The organism is Pseudomonas sp. MYb2 (assembly GCF_002979955.1).
Lineage (GTDB): Bacteria > Pseudomonadota > Gammaproteobacteria > Pseudomonadales > Pseudomonadaceae > Aquipseudomonas.
This window is the reverse complement of the sequence record NZ_PCQC01000009.1, coordinates 72594-89816: the sequence shown is the minus strand read 5'-3', so window position 1 is coordinate 89816 and position 17223 is coordinate 72594. Positions and strand designations below refer to the sequence as shown.

24 protein-coding genes and 1 pseudogene are annotated in these 17223 nt (G+C 57.0%); 15 read left to right on the top strand and 10 right to left on the bottom strand.

Going from position 1 to position 17223, the window contains the following annotated elements:
* Positions 1 to 20: 20 nt before the first annotated feature.
* From CQ009_RS17185 to CQ009_RS17175, 3 genes are all read right to left on the bottom strand, one after another.
* Positions 21 to 362, bottom strand: coding sequence for an antibiotic biosynthesis monooxygenase (locus CQ009_RS17185; protein ID WP_105707671.1), 342 nt, complete (start codon positions 360 to 362; stop codon positions 21 to 23).
* A gap of 41 nt (positions 363 to 403) precedes the next feature.
* Positions 404 to 1378: a zinc-dependent alcohol dehydrogenase family protein gene (locus CQ009_RS17180; protein WP_064390393.1), complete on the bottom strand. Its 975-nt coding sequence runs from the start codon at positions 1376 to 1378 to the stop codon at positions 404 to 406.
* A 61-nt stretch (positions 1379 to 1439) separates the two neighbouring features.
* A complete protein-coding gene (locus CQ009_RS17175) occupies positions 1440 to 1742 on the bottom strand; it encodes a helix-turn-helix transcriptional regulator (protein ID WP_064390718.1) in 303 nt (100 codons plus the stop codon).
* Positions 1743 to 1957: 215 nt separating this feature from the next.
* Here CQ009_RS17175 and CQ009_RS17170 point away from each other — a divergent pair, with 215 nt between their 5' ends.
* On the top strand, positions 1958 to 2413 hold the full coding sequence (locus CQ009_RS17170; RefSeq protein ID WP_105707668.1) for a GNAT family N-acetyltransferase: 456 nt from the start codon (positions 1958 to 1960) through the stop codon (positions 2411 to 2413).
* A gap of 55 nt (positions 2414 to 2468) precedes the next feature.
* Here the strand turns inward: CQ009_RS17170 and CQ009_RS17165 are convergent, their stop codons facing one another.
* Positions 2469 to 2927, bottom strand: coding sequence for a metallophosphoesterase family protein (locus CQ009_RS17165; protein WP_105707666.1), 459 nt, complete (start codon positions 2925 to 2927; stop codon positions 2469 to 2471).
* 181 nt (positions 2928 to 3108) lie between these two features.
* Between CQ009_RS17165 and CQ009_RS17160 the strand changes: the two genes are divergently transcribed.
* Together CQ009_RS17160 and CQ009_RS17155 are read left to right on the top strand one after the other, a co-directional pair.
* Positions 3109 to 3477, top strand: a complete 369-nt coding sequence (locus tag CQ009_RS17160; RefSeq protein WP_105707664.1) for a hypothetical protein — start codon at positions 3109 to 3111, stop codon at positions 3475 to 3477.
* Between the two features lie 176 nt (positions 3478 to 3653).
* Positions 3654 to 3908: a hypothetical protein gene (locus CQ009_RS17155; RefSeq protein WP_064390717.1), complete on the top strand. Its 255-nt coding sequence runs from the start codon at positions 3654 to 3656 to the stop codon at positions 3906 to 3908.
* A gap of 147 nt (positions 3909 to 4055) precedes the next feature.
* Here the strand turns inward: CQ009_RS17155 and CQ009_RS17150 are convergent.
* Positions 4056 to 4511: pseudogene (locus CQ009_RS17150) on the bottom strand (fasciclin domain-containing protein).
* 314 nt (positions 4512 to 4825) lie between these two features.
* On the opposite strand from CQ009_RS17150, the gene CQ009_RS17145 reads away from it, so the two are divergent.
* Positions 4826 to 5212 (top strand): hypothetical protein, encoded by a 387-nt coding sequence (locus CQ009_RS17145; protein ID WP_064390347.1) that lies wholly within the window; start codon positions 4826 to 4828, stop codon positions 5210 to 5212.
* Between the two features lie 155 nt (positions 5213 to 5367).
* Here the strand turns inward: CQ009_RS17145 and CQ009_RS17140 are convergent, their stop codons facing one another.
* Positions 5368 to 5496: a hypothetical protein gene (locus CQ009_RS17140; RefSeq protein WP_256585447.1), complete on the bottom strand. Its 129-nt coding sequence runs from the start codon at positions 5494 to 5496 to the stop codon at positions 5368 to 5370.
* 40 nt (positions 5497 to 5536) lie between these two features.
* Positions 5537 to 6019, bottom strand: coding sequence for an HIT family protein (locus tag CQ009_RS17135; RefSeq protein ID WP_105707661.1), 483 nt, complete (start codon positions 6017 to 6019; stop codon positions 5537 to 5539).
* Positions 6020 to 6143: 124 nt separating this feature from the next.
* On the opposite strand from CQ009_RS17135, the gene CQ009_RS17130 reads away from it, so the two are divergent.
* Positions 6144 to 6548 carry a nucleotidyltransferase family protein gene (locus CQ009_RS17130; protein WP_105707659.1) on the top strand — a complete coding sequence of 135 codons (405 nt, stop codon included), beginning with the start codon at positions 6144 to 6146 and terminating at the stop codon, positions 6546 to 6548.
* Between the two features lie 32 nt (positions 6549 to 6580).
* Here the strand turns inward: CQ009_RS17130 and CQ009_RS17125 are convergent, their stop codons facing one another.
* A complete protein-coding gene (locus CQ009_RS17125) occupies positions 6581 to 7507 on the bottom strand; it encodes a LysR substrate-binding domain-containing protein (protein ID WP_105707657.1) in 927 nt (308 codons plus the stop codon).
* Between the two features lie 151 nt (positions 7508 to 7658).
* On the opposite strand from CQ009_RS17125, the gene CQ009_RS17120 reads away from it, so the two are divergent.
* The 6 genes from CQ009_RS17120 (at position 7659) to CQ009_RS17095 (ending at position 12451) form a co-directional block, all read left to right on the top strand.
* Positions 7659 to 8084, top strand: a complete 426-nt coding sequence (locus tag CQ009_RS17120) for a VOC family protein (RefSeq protein ID WP_008085681.1) — start codon at positions 7659 to 7661, stop codon at positions 8082 to 8084.
* Between the two features lie 113 nt (positions 8085 to 8197).
* Complete coding sequence (locus CQ009_RS17115; protein ID WP_008085680.1) at positions 8198 to 9454, top strand: cation:dicarboxylate symporter family transporter; 1257 nt, start codon at positions 8198 to 8200, stop codon at positions 9452 to 9454.
* 113 nt (positions 9455 to 9567) lie between these two features.
* On the top strand, positions 9568 to 10671 hold the full coding sequence (locus CQ009_RS17110) for an alkene reductase (protein WP_105707655.1): 1104 nt from the start codon (positions 9568 to 9570) through the stop codon (positions 10669 to 10671).
* A 65-nt stretch (positions 10672 to 10736) separates the two neighbouring features.
* On the top strand, positions 10737 to 11480 hold the full coding sequence (locus CQ009_RS17105) for an SDR family oxidoreductase (protein ID WP_105707652.1): 744 nt from the start codon (positions 10737 to 10739) through the stop codon (positions 11478 to 11480).
* 80 nt (positions 11481 to 11560) lie between these two features.
* Entirely contained in the window at positions 11561 to 11947 is a 387-nt protein-coding gene (locus CQ009_RS17100) for a nuclear transport factor 2 family protein (RefSeq protein ID WP_064390384.1), read from the top strand.
* 66 nt (positions 11948 to 12013) lie between these two features.
* Entirely contained in the window at positions 12014 to 12451 is a 438-nt protein-coding gene (locus tag CQ009_RS17095) for an SRPBCC family protein (protein ID WP_105707650.1), read from the top strand.
* Between the two features lie 64 nt (positions 12452 to 12515).
* On the opposite strand, the gene CQ009_RS17090 is transcribed toward CQ009_RS17095, so the two are convergent.
* A complete protein-coding gene (locus CQ009_RS17090; protein WP_105707647.1) occupies positions 12516 to 13037 on the bottom strand; it encodes a hypothetical protein in 522 nt (173 codons plus the stop codon).
* 131 nt (positions 13038 to 13168) lie between these two features.
* On the opposite strand from CQ009_RS17090, the gene CQ009_RS17085 reads away from it, so the two are divergent.
* The gene (locus tag CQ009_RS17085; RefSeq protein ID WP_105707644.1) at positions 13169 to 13618 is read left to right on the top strand and encodes a hypothetical protein; all 450 of its coding nucleotides are present in this window, start codon (positions 13169 to 13171) and stop codon (positions 13616 to 13618) included.
* Between the two features lie 112 nt (positions 13619 to 13730).
* Positions 13731 to 14438, top strand: coding sequence for a class I SAM-dependent methyltransferase (locus CQ009_RS17080; protein ID WP_105707641.1), 708 nt, complete (start codon positions 13731 to 13733; stop codon positions 14436 to 14438).
* A 151-nt stretch (positions 14439 to 14589) separates the two neighbouring features.
* Here CQ009_RS17080 and CQ009_RS17075 read toward each other — a convergent pair whose 3' ends face one another.
* Positions 14590 to 15372: a helix-turn-helix domain-containing protein gene (locus CQ009_RS17075; protein ID WP_105707638.1), complete on the bottom strand. Its 783-nt coding sequence runs from the start codon at positions 15370 to 15372 to the stop codon at positions 14590 to 14592.
* Positions 15373 to 15479: 107 nt separating this feature from the next.
* Between CQ009_RS17075 and CQ009_RS17070 the strand changes: the two genes are divergently transcribed.
* A complete protein-coding gene (locus tag CQ009_RS17070) occupies positions 15480 to 16367 on the top strand; it encodes an EamA family transporter (protein ID WP_105707636.1) in 888 nt (295 codons plus the stop codon).
* Between the two features lie 152 nt (positions 16368 to 16519).
* A complete protein-coding gene (gene msrA / locus CQ009_RS17065; RefSeq protein ID WP_105707634.1) occupies positions 16520 to 17023 on the top strand; it encodes a peptide-methionine (S)-S-oxide reductase MsrA in 504 nt (167 codons plus the stop codon).
* Positions 17024 to 17223: the final 200 nt, after the last annotated feature.

The following is a 17223-nucleotide window of genomic DNA, read 5'->3' as shown; positions in this document are numbered from 1 at the left end:
CAGTCTATGAGGTTAGGTGATCAGGCCGGATGGGGCGGAAAAGTTTCAGGACCGGTGTTGTCTGGATCAGTAAAACCCGGCCCTTCAACATGATAGACAGTCGGTTCTTCGGAAAAATGTTCCTCCAGTCCGAGCATGAACAACCGATGGTCTTCGCTCGCTTCAAAACCCGGGGTGTGATCCTCAAGTGATCGCCAGCGCACGATCAGGTTGAAGACTTCGGGCGTTTCGATCCCCTGTGCGAACACGTGGCCGAGGTAACCCTTGGCGCGAGTGAGCAACGGCGCCACTTCAGCAAACGCGTGTGTGAAACGTTCAATGCATTCTTTATGAACGGGGAGTACAGCGATCTCGTAAATCATGGTGTACCTCAGGAAGGAATGCGCGGGTTGAAAGTCCGTGCTTACGCGATCAGGGATGGCTCGACAGCGATTGCGATTTTTCCTCGAATGCCGTTATTCGGACTTTCCAGCCGTGCGTGGGCGAGCCCCAGGTCGGCCAGCGCATAAACGGCACCCACATGGGGGCGTAGTTGGCCGCGCGCGACCAATGCGGCCAACTCATCAAGCTTGCCGCGATTTTGTCGGGTGAAAACGAAGTGATAGCTGGCGTTCCTGCCCCAGGCCTGTACGAGGTTCTGCGGTTGGGCAATGTCGACAATCGTCACCACGCGGCCAAGTTGCGCGAGCGCGTCGGGGCTGCGCGACAAGGTGTTGCCACCGATGGTATCGAACACGACATCGACTCCCTGGCCTGCGGTTTCGCGCATGATGACGTCGACGTAATCCTCTTTCTCGTAGTCGATGACCACGTCGGCGCCCATGCTTCTTGCGAACTCAGCGTTGGCTTCGCGCACGGTCGTGAACACTTTCGCGCCCATCGCTTTCGCCAACTGGATTGCCACGTGGCCAACGCCACCCGCGCCGCCGTGCACGAGGATGGTTTCTCCCACCTGCAGCGCCGCACGCCCGACCAGCGCTTCCCACGCTGTGCCGCCCACCAGCGTCAGGCTCGCCGCTTCGAGATGGCTTAGCGATGGCGGCTTCCTGCCAATAATGCTTTCAGCCGCAACGTGGTACTCGGCATAACTTCCCGGCCCGTCAAATATTTGCGGCGTGTACCAGACCTCATCGCCCGCAGCGAACGCCATCACACCCGGCCCGACCGCTTCGACAACCCCGGATACGTCATGGCCGGTAATGGCCGGCAGTGGCACCAGATCGGGGTAATCGCCACGGCGGACCTGGTAATCCAACGGGTTGATAGAGGTTGCATGCACCCGCACCAGCACCTGTCCGGCCTGCGGTACGGGCTTGGGAACGTCGCAAAGTTCGAACGATTCCGGACCGCCAAATGATTTAAGCACCATCGCTTTCATTGTAGTTCCTCATATCTATAAAAAGGGATATCGAGATATCTCGATATGTTGTGGTAAAAAATTACAGCTCTTTTCCTACGATCTCGGCCAAGGCACTGATGGTTGCTTCATTGCGCTTGTAGTAGGTCCACTGACCGATACGCCGGACTTCCACCAGGCCCACTCGCTGCAGTGTCGCCAGATAACCAGACACCGTTGACTGCGACAGCCCGATACCTTCCTGAATACTGCTGACGCAGACGCCCACCGTGAGAACGTCACCTTCATCCTGTGGCGGGAAGTTCTTTGCGGGATCCTTCAGCCCCTTCAGGATTTGAAGGCGCGTAGGGTTGGAGAGGGCTTTGAAGATTTCGAGTAGGTCCATGTCGCTGAGGATATCGAGATTTACCGATATGTCAATACAAGTATCCGTAGCTTAGATTGGAGCCGGTACCGACACGATGTTGCTTGCGAGATACAACGGCACCCAGCAGATAGCTCGTAGTAACTGCCGCCGAACGAACAGAAAATTCAGCTTTTGGGTGTCGTAGCAAACGAATCCTTCTACGCTCAAACGATCCAGCGGAAGGACTTGCCAGAATGGATTACCTGATTCGCACCGCGACCCCGGCGGATGCTTCGGCGATCAGCCGGACCATCATCAATACCCTTCGCCAGTCCAACGCGCTGGACTACTCATCCGACATCATTGATCAGGTTGAGCAAAGTTTTTCACCACGGGCGGTTCTGGATTTGTTGGCCCGGCGTCAGGTACTCGTAACCACGGTCAACAATCACATCGTGGCAACGGCGAGCCTTGATCACGACGTGGTTCGCAGCGTGTTCGTCGACCCACGACATCAGGGGCAAGGTATAGGCAGACACCTGATGGAGCGGATTCAAACAGTTGCCTTGAGCGCAGGTATCGACTCGCTGCGTGTTCCCTCATCCATTACCGCCGAAGGCTTTTATGCAGCACTTGGCTTCAAGAAAGTCCGGGATGAATACCATCAGGCGGAGCGCACGATCATCATGGCGAAGGCGCTGGCACAGTAGAAAAGTCATCATGGAATTCAGGCAATCGTCCGCAGGCCGCCGCGCCGAAAAACCTTCAGGGCAGAAGATGGATGAGTTGCGGCTCCAGAGCATCTGCGCCCATGTCGAGCAGGGCGAGGGTGACCGGAAGTTTGAAACGCCGACGCCCGGCGCTGCCTGGGTTTATGTAGAGCCGATCGCCACGCCATTCGATCAAGGGCTTGTGGGAATGGCCGGTGATGATCAGTTTGATGGAGCTGTCGAGGAGGGCGGCGACGTCGGCAATGTCGTGGGTCAGCAGGGCTGGCCAGCCATTGAGGTCGAGGGTGAGGTGGTCCGGGAGGTCGGCGGCCCAAGGGAGATTTAGATCGTTGTTGCCCCGCACCGCCTTTACCGGCGCGACTTCGGCCAGTTGCGCGAGGATTTCGGCGGCACCGATGTCGCCGGCGTGGATGATCAGTTCGGCACCCTGAACGGCGTTCAGGGCTTCGGGGCGGAGGAGGCCGTGGGTGTCGGAGATGATGGCTATTTTCATGGGGCAGAGATTAGCAGGGTTGGTCTGCATGGCAGCGGTCAGCCAGTGAACATGGACCTTGATAAGAGATACCGCCGGTATACTGCTCGATCAAACTGACGCGCACGTTGCCGAGGCTATCCGCGACCGGGTTAAACAGCCTGAGATGCCGCTCCCCCGATGATCTTCCAAGGAACTTGCAATGCCTGCAGGCAAACGTGAACTGGCGCGCATGGAGCGCCGGCTGATCTCCACGCTGACGGACGCGTGCGAAACAGCAAAAACTGAAATCAAAGGCTTCACCTGGCTCACCCACACGGCTGACCTGAGCGCACTGGCTGAAACCCTGAGCGTGATCTGGGTATTCGAAACCCTCGCTGATAGAAAGCTCGCTCAGGTTGAGGCGAAAGTGCGCATCTTCGAGCTGACGGCTGTAGCGTTGAGTGAGGCCGGTATCGAGCTGAAGCTTACCGATCGCAATGTCCGCTTCGACTCGGAGCAAGAGTGTCAAAACATTCATGGCGGCGATTGGGGGAAGCGACTGAAGGGCGTATCCGCTCGTCAGAACTGATCAGTCTCACAGCGAGGCACCGCAAAGGCTTCGCGGTGATGGCTATGCAGGTCAGGGGTGAGGCCCTTGCACGACGCTTCACAAAAGAATTTGAACCGCTCTCGGACACGCTCGCCTAATGATTAGCCTATGGGTATTCCCACAGGCGATGTGCCAATACCGGCATGCTCCGAGAGGTGGTCAACGTGGCTAAAGACGATAAGAAAAGCAAAGGTGAAGCTTCCAAAGCCAGCAAAGAGTTGAAAGACAAAAAGGCATCACCGACGAAGAAAGCTGCGGCGGCCTCGACGCTTTCGAAATCCTCTGACAAGGACAAGAAAGACAAGAAAAAAGACCCTGAACCGAAGAAGTCCGCCAAGAAAGCTGACAGCAAGCCCGAAAAAACCAAGAAATCAGACAAGGCAGAAAAGCCTGCGAAAAAGAAAAAGTAGTCTCTGCTGCCTGCCAGGGCTTCGCGCCCTGGCGACTTCAGACAATGGTTAGAGCGCGGATGTCATTCAAACCATATATCGCGGTTGCTGAGCCACTTCCAACCCATGGCGAACGCTCTGAAGAACGCCCGCCCAGGCCGTTAGAAATCAACTCGGCATCAGCACCGTATCGATGACATGAATCACGCCGTTGGATTGCATCACGTCAGCGACGGTGATTGCAGCCTTGCCACCTTTTGCTTCCACCAACCACAGTTTGCCGTCGTGCAACATGACGGTCAGCGATTCGCCCTGAACGGTTTTCAGCATCACTTTGCCACTGTGCATTTTCGCGTCATCCATCAACTGCTTGGCGGTGTGGGTGCCGGCGACGACGTGGCAGGTCAGGATCTTCGTCAGGTCTGCCTTGTGGTCCGGTTTGACCAGCGTATCGACAGTCCCGGCGGGCAGCTTGGCGAAGGCCTAATTGTCGGGGGCGAAGACGGTAAAGGGGCCTTTGCTGTTGAGCGTATCAACCAGTCCGGCAGCCTTGACCGCGGCAACGAGCGTCGTGTGATCCTTGGCGTTGACGGCGTTTTCGACGATGGTTTTCGTCGGATACATGGCGGTGTCGGCGGCGAAACCGAATCCAGCGCCAAGGCTCAGCACTGTGAGCAGGTAAGGGCACTGCGTTTGATGAACGTGTGCATGATGCATCTCCTGAATTCTTCGACCCTTCGGGTGAGGGTGATGAATTTACGGAGCAGGGAGTGGATGCAGTGTGGGGGGATTTTGGTCGCGGTTTTTGATTGGCGCAGGGCGTTTGTGGATGGCTGCTATCGGCCAAAAGCGGACATTCATACCGCTAGTCAAATACACTGTCGCGACGGTTGCATTGAAATTTGGTGCAAGTGTTCTGCGGGAAAAAGGGAGAATTGATGAGTCTTGATCTATGTTTGGAAGCTGATAGTACGCTCACAATTTTGACATTGAGCAATGCACTTGAGAATGCTGGTGCTCGAAAAGTCGAGGTAACAGAAGATGGGCTATACGCTGAATTTAGCTCAGGACTTAAATTAAGTACCGATGACGCCTTCGGTGACCACACGATTTATGCTGAGAATACAATGGGTATCGACTTTCCTGTCGCTGTGCGTTGTACCATCAGAATTAAAGGGCCTGAACCAGAGGGAGAGTCGGCTATGGAAGATTTGGAAAAAGTCGCCCAATCAATATCTCAGTCGTGTTCAGCCTTCTTTCTAGTTAGCTTTCAGTTCGAACAAACCATGTACTGGCGGGATGCGACAGGGCTACATCGTCCTTGAGGTCGGTGCCTGCGCGTCGTGCTTCAAATATTTTTGAATGGTGCTTTTCGGACAAAAGCGCCTTTAATTGATGGGCCGCAATTGGCCGGAAGCAGGCATTCACAAGCGCCTTTCAGACGTAACGCCAAGTGTTCTTAAACACAACGCAAAAAACGTTAAACAATCACGACCTTCAGCGATGCGACCGCACCGATGGTGACATGCAACTCAACCGCCGCCGCCAGACTGCCCAAGCGGGCGACGCTCTCGAATACTTTGAAATTGTGCAGAGGGGGGAATGCCATTTCATCTCCGTAACAACAACGCATCGGACCGCAGTTTTGTTTACAGGAACGCAGTTTGCAGCTTGGTGATCACTTCTTCGACCGACAGCCCCGGCGCCTCTGGAGGTGTCGGGTTTTCTCCAAACTCCCTCCAGATAAACAGTGTCAGCTCGGCACCGTCAGTCGCCGCGAGAGCGTTTTCAGCGTAGGCAAAGTTTGCCAGTTGTCGATAGCGCTCATCCTTCCAGAACAAGTCTTCGACCCAGTGATAAACAGGAATGAAATGGAAGTGAATGGGCCAGTCCGGTTGATGACCAAAGCGGCCAATGTAGAGATGCGCAGGAGTTAATATCCGCTCCATGATCTGCTGGGTCCTGGCGAGCAGGCCACCCATTTCCGCCAGGGCTTCAGCCGATAAGTCAGCCAATGAAGAGGTTTTGAGTTTGGAGCCCAGCATCAGATAGCCGGGTAGGGCACTTGCCAGGTGGTGGTTGATAAGCCAGTGGTCGGTTTCATGAACAATGAACTGCGGGGCAATATCCATATGCCGTTTGTCCTGATGAAGTGGATGCGGCAGAGTAGCAAAGCTCGTTTGGCAAAGCTGCGAATGACTGCGTGTGGCGTCAGCCATTGAACACTGCACAGCCATGGGTAAGGGAGGGAACCGGATGAACCACGAAGCGCAGCTCAAGGCTTTGCTGGCTCAAGATCGAGTACGAATGCAGGTTCTGCGGACTGTTCGTGGTCTCGAATTGCCGGACTGCTGGGTCGCGGCAGGTTTTGTGCGCAGTCTGGTCTGGGATCACCTGCATCAGCGCAACGCCGATACCCCCTATCATTCGGCCACCGATGCGATGACCTGTTGGCCGGAAACCGCCACGGCGGTGGGCGTCAGGTTGGGGGGTGACGACGAAATAGAAGTGGCGGCGCCGCTGGGACTGGACGATCTGTTCTCGTTGGTGGTGCGGCCAACCGAGCGATTCCGCACTGAAAAATACGCGCTGTTCTCGGACCGGGTTCAATCCAAGAGATGGCAGGAAATCTGGCCGGAGTTGATCGTCGTCACGGCGTAATGAGGGACATGCGCCAATTTACGTAAGCGGATTCAAGGTTCGCCAATCCTGATTTGATCATTGGCAATGAGCGTTGTGTTGCTAGAGGAAGCCGCCTTGACCTGCTCACTGATCAGGTCAGCCATCTTCCGCACCGGTTCAGTCATGCTGCGGCGAGAGCGATGGACCAGGCCGATATCCCGGTGAAAAGTGTGCGCCCCGAGGTCGAGTGCCCGCACGCCTGCCGGCCATTGCGGTTCGGGCGTTGTTTGCGGCACCAGCGCAACGCCGACAGCGTTTTCCACCAGTTTGACAATCGCCTCCAGCTCATCCAGTTCGCACACCTCATGCAAGGTGAAATGCATTTGCCGCAGAAAGCGGTCGACCTGCCTGCCGCCGAAGGATGATCGGTCATAGCGAATGAAGGGTTGACTGGAGAGCAGTTCAGACCAGTCTTCTCCCGGCACGTCGCGCGGCACGATCAAGCGGTAGGGCTCCAGCGTCAGAGTCGTCCAGCGCAGATCGCTCTGCAGCGAGAAAGGCGGGCGAATGATGACGGCCATGTCGATCTCGCCAGCGTCGACGAGGTTCACCATCTCCATCGACAGCCCCGGGACCACACGCGTGCGGCACTGCGGACAATGTTGGTGAAACTTCGCCAGCGCATCCGGTAAATAGGAACGCTGCACGGACGCGATCGCGCCGATGTTGACCAGCACACTGGGCGGTTGGCCCATCGTCGTCGAGCCCAGGTTTTCGTAAAGCCTGAGCAACTCCTGCGCTTGCAGAAGAATCTCGTGGCCCATTTTGTTGAGGTGCGCCGAGCGGCCTTTTCTGTCGAATATCTCGAAGCCGAGTTCAGCCTCCAGCCGCTGGATTTGTGCGCTGACGGCGGCCTGCGTGAGACCGATCTTGTTGCCGGCCGCAGCGAATGTGCCTTCGCGCGCCACAGCGATGAGTGTCTTGAGTTCTTTGATCATTCACAAATATTAATTGTGTTTCTAAGAAATATATATTGATTTTTCTGTTTGGTTTTCCGTCCTAGGATGTTTCCCATCCCCGGCAACGGCTGAACCGAGAGCGCCAATGACGGTGGGAATTCGCCAACCAACAAAAATATCTGGAGTTCTGATGAGCCTTTCACCTTTCCACCTGGCAATCCCTGTTTACGACCTGGCTTCAGCGCGGACCTTTTACGGTGAGGTATTTGGTCTTGAAGAAGGGCGCTCCAGCACACAGTGGGTCGACTTCGATTTTTATGGTCACCAACTGGTCATTCACGAACACCCGAAAACCGCCTCGCAAGAGAGCGTTCACAGCAACCCGGTCGATGGTCACGATGTGCCGGTGCCACACTTCGGCATCATCCTGGGTTGGGCGCAATGGGAAGCGTTGGCCGAGCGTCTGAAGTCGTTTGGGACCGAGTTTGTGATCGAGCCGTACGTTCGTTTCAAAGGTCAGGTGGGCGAGCAAGCCACCATGTTTCTGTTCGACCCGTGCGGCAACGCCCTCGAGTTCAAGGCCTTCAAGGATATGAGCCAACTGTTCGCCAAGTAACAACAGGCATGGCACAACCGCGTTGTGCCATTTGATCTCTAGTGAGCTGGAAGCTCATGACTCTAGCAACTGCGGTTACCCGCAGACCTTTCATTCCAACAAGAAGGCTAGACATGAAACGTATTCCCTTGGTGTGGCAAATCGTTGCCGGGCTGTTGCTTGGCGTGCTCGTCGGTTGGTACTTCAATACGCATCCGCAGTATCAAACATGGGTCAGCGCCGAGATCTTAAAACCGCTCGGTGACATCTTTATCAAGATGATGAAGATGGTGGTTGTACCGATTGTGTTCTGTTGCATGATCCTGGGGATTGCAGGCGGTGGCGACAGCAAGTCGTTTGGCCGGATGGGGGCGAAGTCGCTCGGCTACTTCTTTGCGATTACCGCGCTGGCGATCGTCATAGGCTTGTGTTTCGCCAACCTCTTCGAGCCCGGCACCGGGACCGATATTTCAGGCGTCTCGCACAGTTCGGCGGCCATTAACCTGGAGCCTTCGAAAGGCGCCTTGGTGATTTTGCAGAACATCGTTCCAGACAACGTGATCGTGGCGATGTCGGAGGCGAAGTTGCTGTCGGTGTTGTTCTTCGCCGTGCTGTTGGGCCTGGCATTGAACGCATTGCCGAAAGACAAAAGTGCGCCTTTCATCGCCGTGGTTCAGAGCCTCTCTGATGCGATGTTCAAAGTCGTCTCAATTGTCATGGCCTACGCGCCAATCGGGGTGTTTGGCATGATCGGCGCGACGGTAGCGACGTTTGGTTTCGCCTCATTGTTGCCGCTGCTCAAGTTGATTGGCGTGGTGTATCTGGCACTGATGGTTTTCGCTTTGGTGGTGCTGGGTGGCATTTGCTACTTGATTGGCGAAAACATTTTCAAGTTGATCCGCTACTTCCGCAACGAGTTGATTCTGGCGTTTTCCAGTGCAGCCTCAGCGGCGGTCATGCCGCAATTGATGACCAAGCTGGAGAGCTACGGTGTACCGCGTCGGATCGTCAGTTTCGTGGTGCCGGTGGGCTATGCATTCAATCTCGATGGCGCGTCGATTTTTCTCGGCGTGGCGACAATCTTTGTCGCGCAGCTTTATGGCATCGACCTGTCGTTGTCTCAGCAGATTCTGCTGGTGGTGACGATGGTGCTGACCTCCAAAGGGGCGGCAGGGGTGCCGGGTTTTGCCATCATCATTCTGTCAGCCACATTGGCTTCAGCCGGGCTGCCGTTGGAAGGCGTGGCGCTGATTGCCGGCATCTTCAGGATCATCGACAGCGGCACCACCACGTTGAATGTATTAGGTAATGCCATTGCACCGCTGGTGATCGCCAAGTGGGAGAAGGTCGAACTGCAACCGCTACCCGCTCACCCAGCGGCAAGGGTCTAGCCGGGACAACGCAGCTTTGCGGTTGCACCGATCACACGTGCACGTCTGCTGACACAGGGACGTTTTTTTTGGGTTTGTTTACTAGACGACCGGTCTATTGATTGTGAGGATTTATGACGGATTACGCTTCAGACACCGACCTTTTTTCACTCGTGACCATGGGCGCACTGCAACTGGCCAACCGGATTGTCATGGCTCCGGTGACCCGTAGCCGAATGGCCGAAGACGGCGTACCGAATGAAATGCACGCGACGTACTACGCCCAACGCGCCAGTGCCGGCCTGATTATTGCCGAGGCGACGAATATTTCCGCGCAGGGCAGAGGCTATGCGATGACGCCGGGAATCTGGTCGGAAGAGCAGGTCGCCGGCTGGAAAAAAGTCACCGACGCCGTACACGCAGCGGGTGGCAAAATCGTCAGCCAGTTGTGGCACGTGGGGCGTTTTTCCAGCGTCGAGTTACAGCCCGGCGGCGCTGCGCCGGTGGCGCCTTCGGCGATCAAGGCGGAAGGCAGCACGTACACCGAGAAAGGTTTTGTCGAGGTGTCGATGCCGCGCGCACTGGAGACCTGGGAAATTCCAGGGATCATCGAGCAGTACAGGCTGGCCGCCGAAAATGCCAAGCGCGCCGGTTTCGACGGCGTGGAAGTCCACTCCGCCAACAGCTATCTGCTCGACCAGTTCCTGCGCGACTCCACCAACCAGCGCACGGACCGATACGGCGGCTCCATTGAAAACCGCGCTCGACTGACTCTGGAAGTCACCGAAGCCGTGGTCTCGATCTGGGGCAGCGAGCGGGTCGGGATTCGTCTTTCGCCGGTCACGCCGGACGCCGGCAATACGCCGCCCGACAGCAATGTCATGGCGACTTACGGTTACCTGATCCGGCAACTCAATCCCCTCAATCTGGCCTATCTGCATTTCGTCGAAGGCGCCACGGCCACCTCGCGCACCGTGCCTGAAGGTGTGGATCTGGATGCATTGAGTGCGCAGTTCACAGGGGCATTCATCGGCAATAACAACTACGACCTGGGGATGGCACTGGAGCGTCGGGCGCAGGGCCGGATTGATGCGGTGGCGTTTGGTCGTCTGTTCATTTCCAACCCCGACCTCGTGACGCGTCTGCGTCGTGGGCTCGAACTGACCATCGCGCCACGCGAGAGTTACTACGGCGGTGGCGCCAAGGGTTACACCGACTGGCCAACCGCCAACGCCTGAAAAACCACGACCTGCGCCCGGTACGACGCAGGGTCGCCAACGCATTATCGCCAAGAGGTGTGAGCATGAATTATCTGCAAAACAAGGTCGCCATCGTCACGGGCGCATCGTCTGGTATCGGCGCGGCAACCACCCGCGCGCTGGCCGCAGAGGGTGTCCGCGTGGTGGCTGCGGCAGTGGATACAGAGGGCCTGGAAGCCTTCGTCGGCCAATTGCGCGAAGCCGGCCATGAAGTGCTCGCGTTCACCACTGACGTCACTCAAGCGGAGCAGACCCAGGCACTGGCCAGATTCGCCCGGGAAACTTACGGCACCGTCGACATTCTGGTGAACAACGCCGGGCTGATGCTGTTTTCCAACTGGGTCGACCTGGCCGTACAGGATTGGGAAAAGATGATCGACGTGAACATCAAAGGCTATCTGAACGCCATCGCGGCGGTGCTGCCTGTGATGCTCGAGCAGAAGTCCGGGCAGATCCTCAACATGGACTCGGTGGCGGGCCATCAGGTCGGCCCGGCAGCAGGCGTTTACAGCGCTACCAAATTCTTTGTCCAGGCCATGACCGAGTCCATGCGCAAGGAACTCGGTGTGCAGCATGGCATTCGCGTCAACACGGTCAGCCCCGGCGTGATCAATACCGGCTGGGCGGACAAGGTCAGTGATCCCGAGGGGCGCAAAGCGGCCCAGGCGCTTAACCGGATCGCCATCGCACCGGACGATATCGCCCGCGCGGTGATCTACGCACTCAACCAGCCGGAAAACGTCACCGTCAACGACTTGATCATCTCGCCGACGCGCCAGGATTGGTGACGTTTATAGCGGCTGTTTTGCCCCATTTGCTTTACCAGAAAGCGACTCTGATCGCTCGTCTACATCAAGAGGAAACAACCATGTCAAAAAACATCAAGGCAGTATCGACCGCTGAATACAACGCTGTCATCGCCACCGCCAATCAGTATGTCGAAGGTTTGCGGGTCGGCAGCGCTGCTGGCGTTGCACAGGCCTTCCATAAAGATGCAGTGATGTACGGTTTCACCAACGGCGAACTGCTGGGTGGCCCGATCAGCAACCTGTTCGATTTTGTCGAGAAGAACGGTGGCGCCCCTGAAATCACCACGCGCCTGGACGTACTGGCAATCACCCCGACCACCGCCGTGGTGCGTGTCGATATGGAGAACGATGCGATTGGCGCCGACTACAACGACTATCTGACGCTGATCAAAATGGACAGCGTCTGGAAGGTGATTGCCAAGGTGTATCACCAGTTCGACGCGTAAGCATCAACCGGTCCCGGCAGGCCTGTTGCCGGGATCGGCGAACTGTCTATTTGAAGGGTTTATACGATGACGATGGTTGATTATTCCGCTGTTCTGGAGCGCAGTGCAGAGCAGGTCTGGGACGTCTTGAAGAAATTTGGCGAGATCCATAAATGGCATCCTTCGATTGTGAACAGCGAGATCGAAGGCGGCGTGCCTGATGGCCTGACAGGTTGCGTTCGCAGACTGGTCCTGGCCGATGGCGCTGTGGTCAGGGAGCGCTTGTTGTCGGTCGATGATCGAGGATTAACGCTGTCCTATCGTTTCGAGGAAGCACCCTTGCCGCTGGATAATTACGTGGCGACGGTACGGTTGGTTGCGTTGACGGAGTGCAGCCAGACGCTCGTTACCTGGTCAGCAAGTTTCGACCTGCAACAGCCGAATACGGCCGAGCAGTATCAGGCGTTGATTCGCAGCCTGATTGTCGAGGGACACAAGGGGCTTCAGGCATTGCTGTTTCAGTAATGTACGACGCTGGCCAGTGGCGAGCGGCATTTCATTCGCCACTGGTTTGTCATTACGGCGTTATTTAAAACGCGTCCAATACCCGCGTGTCGACACCCACCACCTCCGGGGGCATTTCGTTGATCAACACAACGGCGTCATCCCCACGGTTCAGATAGACCAAGTAGTCGCCAGTCTCGAACGTGATTTTGAAAGCGACCAGCCGGCTCTGCTGATCCGGCCACTTGTCGATAACGCCTTGAACCTGTGTGATGAGCTTGGCTGCAATCGCGAGGCGGGATAATTCGGCCAGCAAATCTTCACGACGCCACGAGCACTCGCCATCCTCCTCAATGCGAAAAGATGCCGGCAATTGCAGCTCCGCTTGATCGGCGCCGACACTTTCACCATCGCTGAGCAGGTACATCGCAAGGGTTTGATCTTCGCCAAACCGCCATAGCAGTGAACCTGCATCTCGCGGGCACGGTTCACCGTTAAAATAGTACTGGTCGTGCAGTAGCGCGTGAAGTGTCTGGCCTACCAGTAAGCGTGCCTGGCTTAAATCCACGGCCATCCTTTCACGCGAGGCGATAAAACGGTTCAACACTTAGCACTACCTCTTGATGCGGGGTCAGCAGGCTGCGAATTTTAGCCGGGCCGGGCGTATTCTGTCGCCGCCAGCACGCTGATAAAGTGCATGCGGCACGGTGTTTCGGCTGGAGTGTTCTTTGGGGCGTCATGAAGTTTTCAGAAATATTGTGGGGCTGGTATGGCCAGGATGAGTACGGCCGGGTTTTTTCCGTTTGCGAAGGGTTGCAGGCGCTTGATTTTTTGGCCATGACGGCGGATTTGCAGCGATGTGGGATTCCGTACTGCCCGGCTTGTGAAACCTGGTCTGAAGTGATGTTGCCACTGGAAAGAACGCTCACCGCTTGCGGCAGCGCGTTATCCGTAGAGATCAGAACGCGCCTGCAACTTCTCTGGGAGCAGTGTAATGCGCTGACTGACGCGGCTTTTCACTGTGACGACTGGTTCATGTTCGATCATGAAGAGTGGCAGCCACTTCGGACCACAGCTGCAGCGTTGATGCAGTTGATGGATTGGGAGGAAATCGAACCCTTCCGCGAACAATTACTGGAAGACTGCCGCAACGCTATCCGTGGCGTAAAACCGCGAGTCTGTGAATAAGCGCCAATCGCTGGTGAGGGGCATTCCTCAGGGGAATGCCAAGCATAAAATTAATGAATTTTGCTTGTCTCCGTTCACGGCGTAAGTTGCTCAAATAACAAGGAGCAACGCCATGCAATCGACCTCCGCAAAAAAATTCGACACCGCCCGCGCCAACGAATACGCCCAGCAAAGTCGTATCGCCCTGGCCGGTTATGACGCCTGTCACGATCTGGCCGCGTGCATGTTGGCCGCCAGTCTCGGCCAGTCTCGATCGGCCAGGGTGCTGGTGGTCGGCGCGGGTGGTACGGCGCAGGAGATCATTGCGATGGGCGCGCTGGAGCCGGGTTGGACGTTCACCGCTGTCGATCCTTCTGAGCCGATGCTGGAGGCCGCGACGCAGCAGTTACAGGCTAACGATCTGTTGCCTAGAACGCAGGTGCATCTGGGGCAGGTCGAGGATCTGCCGGCGGATGAGAGCTTTGATGCAGCGACCTTGATCGGCGTGCTCCATCACCTGCCGGGCGATGCGGCCAAGCAGCAAATCCTGCGCGCGGTTCAGGCTCGACTCAAGCCAGGCGCGCCATTGATTGTGGCGGGCAATCATTACGCCTACGCCAGCCAACCGTTGTTGCTTCAGGCGTGGGGCCAGCGCTGGCGGCAGCAGGGTGCGAGTGCGCAGGAGGTACAGGCCAGGCTGGGGAAGATTCTGCAGGGCGCTGATCCTCCGCATTCCGAAGCTGCGGTTCAGCAGTTGCTGCATGACGCCGGGTTTGGTGATGCAACGCGATTTTTCAGCAGTCTTTTCTGGGGCGCCTGGCTGGTGTGTAAAACGCTCTGAGCGCGGGTCTTACAGGGTTCTGCGGCTGATTCAGATCGGTCTCGTGTTGCCGGTTTGGGATGGCAAGATCAGAAGATCGCAGCCTTCGGCAGCTCCTACATTGGAATAGAGTTAACTGTAGGAGCTGCCGAAGGCTGCGATCTTTTGATCTTTAAAAATGCTGCTCGACGACATAACGGCTCGGCACTTCCCCCAGCAATTGCTTGAATACCGTGGCAAACGCGCTTGAACTGCTATACCCCAACGCCATGGCAACCTGAGTGACCGACTGACCTTTGCCCAGCATCACCACTGCTGCGAGCAGACAAGCCTGTTGCCGCCATTCGATAAAACTGATCCCGGTGTGCAGTCGGAAATGTCGGGTAAAGGTGCGCCGGCTCATTCCCGCACGTACGGCCATCTCATCGATACCCACTTCCAGCGAAGGCAGGTTCAGGAACTCGCGACACACCGACGCCAGACGGGGTTCTGCCGGCAGCGGCGCATTCAGCGACAGTACGGGCATCGCGGCAATCTCGTGCAGCAGCAGACTCATCAAATGACCGTCGCGCCCTTGGCTGGAATAGCGCGCCGGCACGTCAATGGCTTTCAACAGCAACTGCCGCAGCAATGACGACACGTCGAGTACCTGGCATTGGTCCGACAACCCCAGTCGCTGCGCCGCCTGTTTGCGGATATAGGTGTTGTGCAGGGTCACCGGCCCACGCATTTGCATGGAGTGGGGGAGTTGCGCGGGCACCCAGATGCCGCGCTGGGGTGGAACGACCCAGTTGCCGTCATCGGTGAACACGGTGATGACGCCGCTGGCGGCGTAAGCGAACTGACCCCGTTGATGATCGTGCAACGGGAACAACGTACCGTCCGCGTAATCAACGGCGGTCACGACCGCATCGCGTGGTGTGTTCTGGTAGGGATGACCGGTGAATGTGCGCATGGCCCGATTCTAATGAAAGATGGCCTGTGGCTGAAAGCGGGTCAGCTCGATTGCTTGCATATTTCTCCCGGCACGAGCACTTCCGCTCGGCGTGGGGACGATTGAACATGCAAAAGAAACACCTTCTACTGGCGATTCTGGTTACAGCGGTGTGGGGGCTGAATTTCCCCGTGACCAAGCTGGGCCTGGCCAACATCGATCCGTTGTTGCTGACCGCGTTGCGTTTCGCGCTGGCGGCGTTGCCCTGGGTGTTTTTCGTCGAGCGCCCACGGGTAGCGTTTCGATGGCTAGCCGCTTACGGACTGATCTTTGGCGTCGCGATGTGGGCGTTGATCAATCAGGGCATCGCATGGGGAGTGCCGCCGGGCACGGCATCACTGCTGATCCAGTGCAGTGCTTTTTTCACTTTGGGCTGGGGCGTGATTTTTTTTGGCGAGCGTCTCGGGCGCCCGCAATTGCTCGGCGCGCTGTTGGCGGCCGCAGGGTTGCTGGGCATCGTCTTGTGCAGCCCTGGCGCCGCGTCGAGGGCAGGGCTGGCACTGGTGATTGGCAGCGCGATGGCCTGGAGCGTCGGCAACGTCATCATCAAAGTGTCGAAGGTGCGCGAGATCTTCGCGTTCGTGGTGTGGGCCAGCCTGTTTCCGCCGATCCCGCTGATGTTGCTGACGTGGGCTCTGCATGGCTCGGCACCCTTTATCGCACTGCCTGCGCAGCTCAATGCGATGACCGTGTTTTCACTCGCGTTCCAGGTGTATGCAGCGACGCACTTCAGTTATTGGGGCTGGAACCTGCTATTGCGCGAATACCCGATCTCGCGCGTGGCTCCGCTGTCGCTGTTGATCCCGGTGTTTGGCATCTTCAGTTCGATGGCGATTCTCGGCCAACATCCGAGTCCCGCGGAATGGGGATTGATCCTGTTGGTGCTGGTGGCGATCGTATTGGGTTCAGGGTACTTGCAGGGCGTGTGTTCGCGCCGTCGTGCGCGAATGGCCTGAGCATCGCTGACGGGGCGATGTGGCATTTAGGGAAGAACTTGAGTATCCACCTGGCCGCTAGTGGACCGATCAAACGTCGCGCCACCTTGGAATCTGCAAACGCGCCCTCATAGTAATGGCTATACCAATGCCCTCAAGAGGAAGCACAGATCATGACCCGTCAAACCGAAACTGCCATTCTCGCCGGCGGCTGCTTCTGGGGCATGCAGGATTTGTTGCGCCGTTATCCCGGCGTGCTGCAAACCCGCGTCGGCTATACCGGCGGCGATGTGCCGAATGCCACGTACCGCAACCATGGCAACCACGCCGAAGCCATCGAAATCGTCTTCGATCCGGCGGTGATCAGCTATCGGCAGATCCTCGAGTTCTTCTTCCAGATCCACGATCCAAGCACACCCAACCGCCAGGGCAATGACCTGGGGCCAAGCTATCGTTCGGCAATTTATTACCTCAGTGAAGCGCAACGCGATATCGCCGAAGACACCGCCGCTGACGTCGACGCGTCGCACCTGTGGCCAGGCCGAGTGGTGACCGAAATCGAACCGGCCGGGCCGTTCTGGGAAGCGGAACCGGAGCATCAGGATTACCTGGAACGTATCCCGAATGGCTACACCTGCCACTTCATCCGGCCGAACTGGAAACTGCCGAAGCGCTGAGAGACTTCAGCAGGGCGCGTGTTACTTCGCCGCAAACCGAAAAGCCCCTGAGATCAGGGGCTTTTTCGTTATAGCTCATAAGGTTTTTCTTTTATGTAGTGAATGACAGCCACGTCCATGGCGCAGCCTCCGATTTGAGTGGCTGACGCTATCGCGCTGTGCCGCTGGTTATCCAATTTCCTGCGTTCTTGTCATAACCC

What these genes read in the sequence shown, in the direction of transcription:
- CQ009_RS17185 (WP_105707671.1), bottom strand. Translation starts at nt 362, where the DNA reads ATGATTTACGAGATCGCTGTACTCCCCGTTCATAAAGAATGCATTGAA.
- CQ009_RS17180 (WP_064390393.1), bottom strand. Translation starts at nt 1,378, where the DNA reads ATGAAAGCGATGGTGCTTAAATCATTTGGCGGTCCGGAATCGTTCGAA.
- CQ009_RS17175 (WP_064390718.1), bottom strand. Translation starts at nt 1,742, where the DNA reads ATGGACCTACTCGAAATCTTCAAAGCCCTCTCCAACCCTACGCGCCTT.
- CQ009_RS17170 (WP_105707668.1), top strand. Translation starts at nt 1,958, where the DNA reads ATGGATTACCTGATTCGCACCGCGACCCCGGCGGATGCTTCGGCGATC.
- CQ009_RS17165 (WP_105707666.1), bottom strand. Translation starts at nt 2,927, where the DNA reads ATGAAAATAGCCATCATCTCCGACACCCACGGCCTCCTCCGCCCCGAA.
- CQ009_RS17160 (WP_105707664.1), top strand. Translation starts at nt 3,109, where the DNA reads ATGCCTGCAGGCAAACGTGAACTGGCGCGCATGGAGCGCCGGCTGATC.
- CQ009_RS17145 (WP_064390347.1), top strand. Translation starts at nt 4,826, where the DNA reads ATGAGTCTTGATCTATGTTTGGAAGCTGATAGTACGCTCACAATTTTG.
- CQ009_RS17140 (WP_256585447.1), bottom strand. Translation starts at nt 5,496, where the DNA reads ATGGCATTCCCCCCTCTGCACAATTTCAAAGTATTCGAGAGCGTCGCC.
- CQ009_RS17135 (WP_105707661.1), bottom strand. Translation starts at nt 6,019, where the DNA reads ATGGATATTGCCCCGCAGTTCATTGTTCATGAAACCGACCACTGGCTT.
- CQ009_RS17130 (WP_105707659.1), top strand. Translation starts at nt 6,144, where the DNA reads ATGAACCACGAAGCGCAGCTCAAGGCTTTGCTGGCTCAAGATCGAGTA.
- CQ009_RS17125 (WP_105707657.1), bottom strand. Translation starts at nt 7,507, where the DNA reads ATGATCAAAGAACTCAAGACACTCATCGCTGTGGCGCGCGAAGGCACA.
- CQ009_RS17120 (WP_008085681.1), top strand. Translation starts at nt 7,659, where the DNA reads ATGAGCCTTTCACCTTTCCACCTGGCAATCCCTGTTTACGACCTGGCT.
- CQ009_RS17115 (WP_008085680.1), top strand. Translation starts at nt 8,198, where the DNA reads ATGAAACGTATTCCCTTGGTGTGGCAAATCGTTGCCGGGCTGTTGCTT.
- CQ009_RS17110 (WP_105707655.1), top strand. Translation starts at nt 9,568, where the DNA reads ATGACGGATTACGCTTCAGACACCGACCTTTTTTCACTCGTGACCATG.
- CQ009_RS17105 (WP_105707652.1), top strand. Translation starts at nt 10,737, where the DNA reads ATGAATTATCTGCAAAACAAGGTCGCCATCGTCACGGGCGCATCGTCT.
- CQ009_RS17100 (WP_064390384.1), top strand. Translation starts at nt 11,561, where the DNA reads ATGTCAAAAAACATCAAGGCAGTATCGACCGCTGAATACAACGCTGTC.
- CQ009_RS17095 (WP_105707650.1), top strand. Translation starts at nt 12,014, where the DNA reads ATGACGATGGTTGATTATTCCGCTGTTCTGGAGCGCAGTGCAGAGCAG.
- CQ009_RS17085 (WP_105707644.1), top strand. Translation starts at nt 13,169, where the DNA reads ATGAAGTTTTCAGAAATATTGTGGGGCTGGTATGGCCAGGATGAGTAC.
- CQ009_RS17080 (WP_105707641.1), top strand. Translation starts at nt 13,731, where the DNA reads ATGCAATCGACCTCCGCAAAAAAATTCGACACCGCCCGCGCCAACGAA.
- CQ009_RS17075 (WP_105707638.1), bottom strand. Translation starts at nt 15,372, where the DNA reads ATGCGCACATTCACCGGTCATCCCTACCAGAACACACCACGCGATGCG.
- CQ009_RS17070 (WP_105707636.1), top strand. Translation starts at nt 15,480, where the DNA reads ATGCAAAAGAAACACCTTCTACTGGCGATTCTGGTTACAGCGGTGTGG.
- msrA (WP_105707634.1), top strand. Translation starts at nt 16,520, where the DNA reads ATGACCCGTCAAACCGAAACTGCCATTCTCGCCGGCGGCTGCTTCTGG.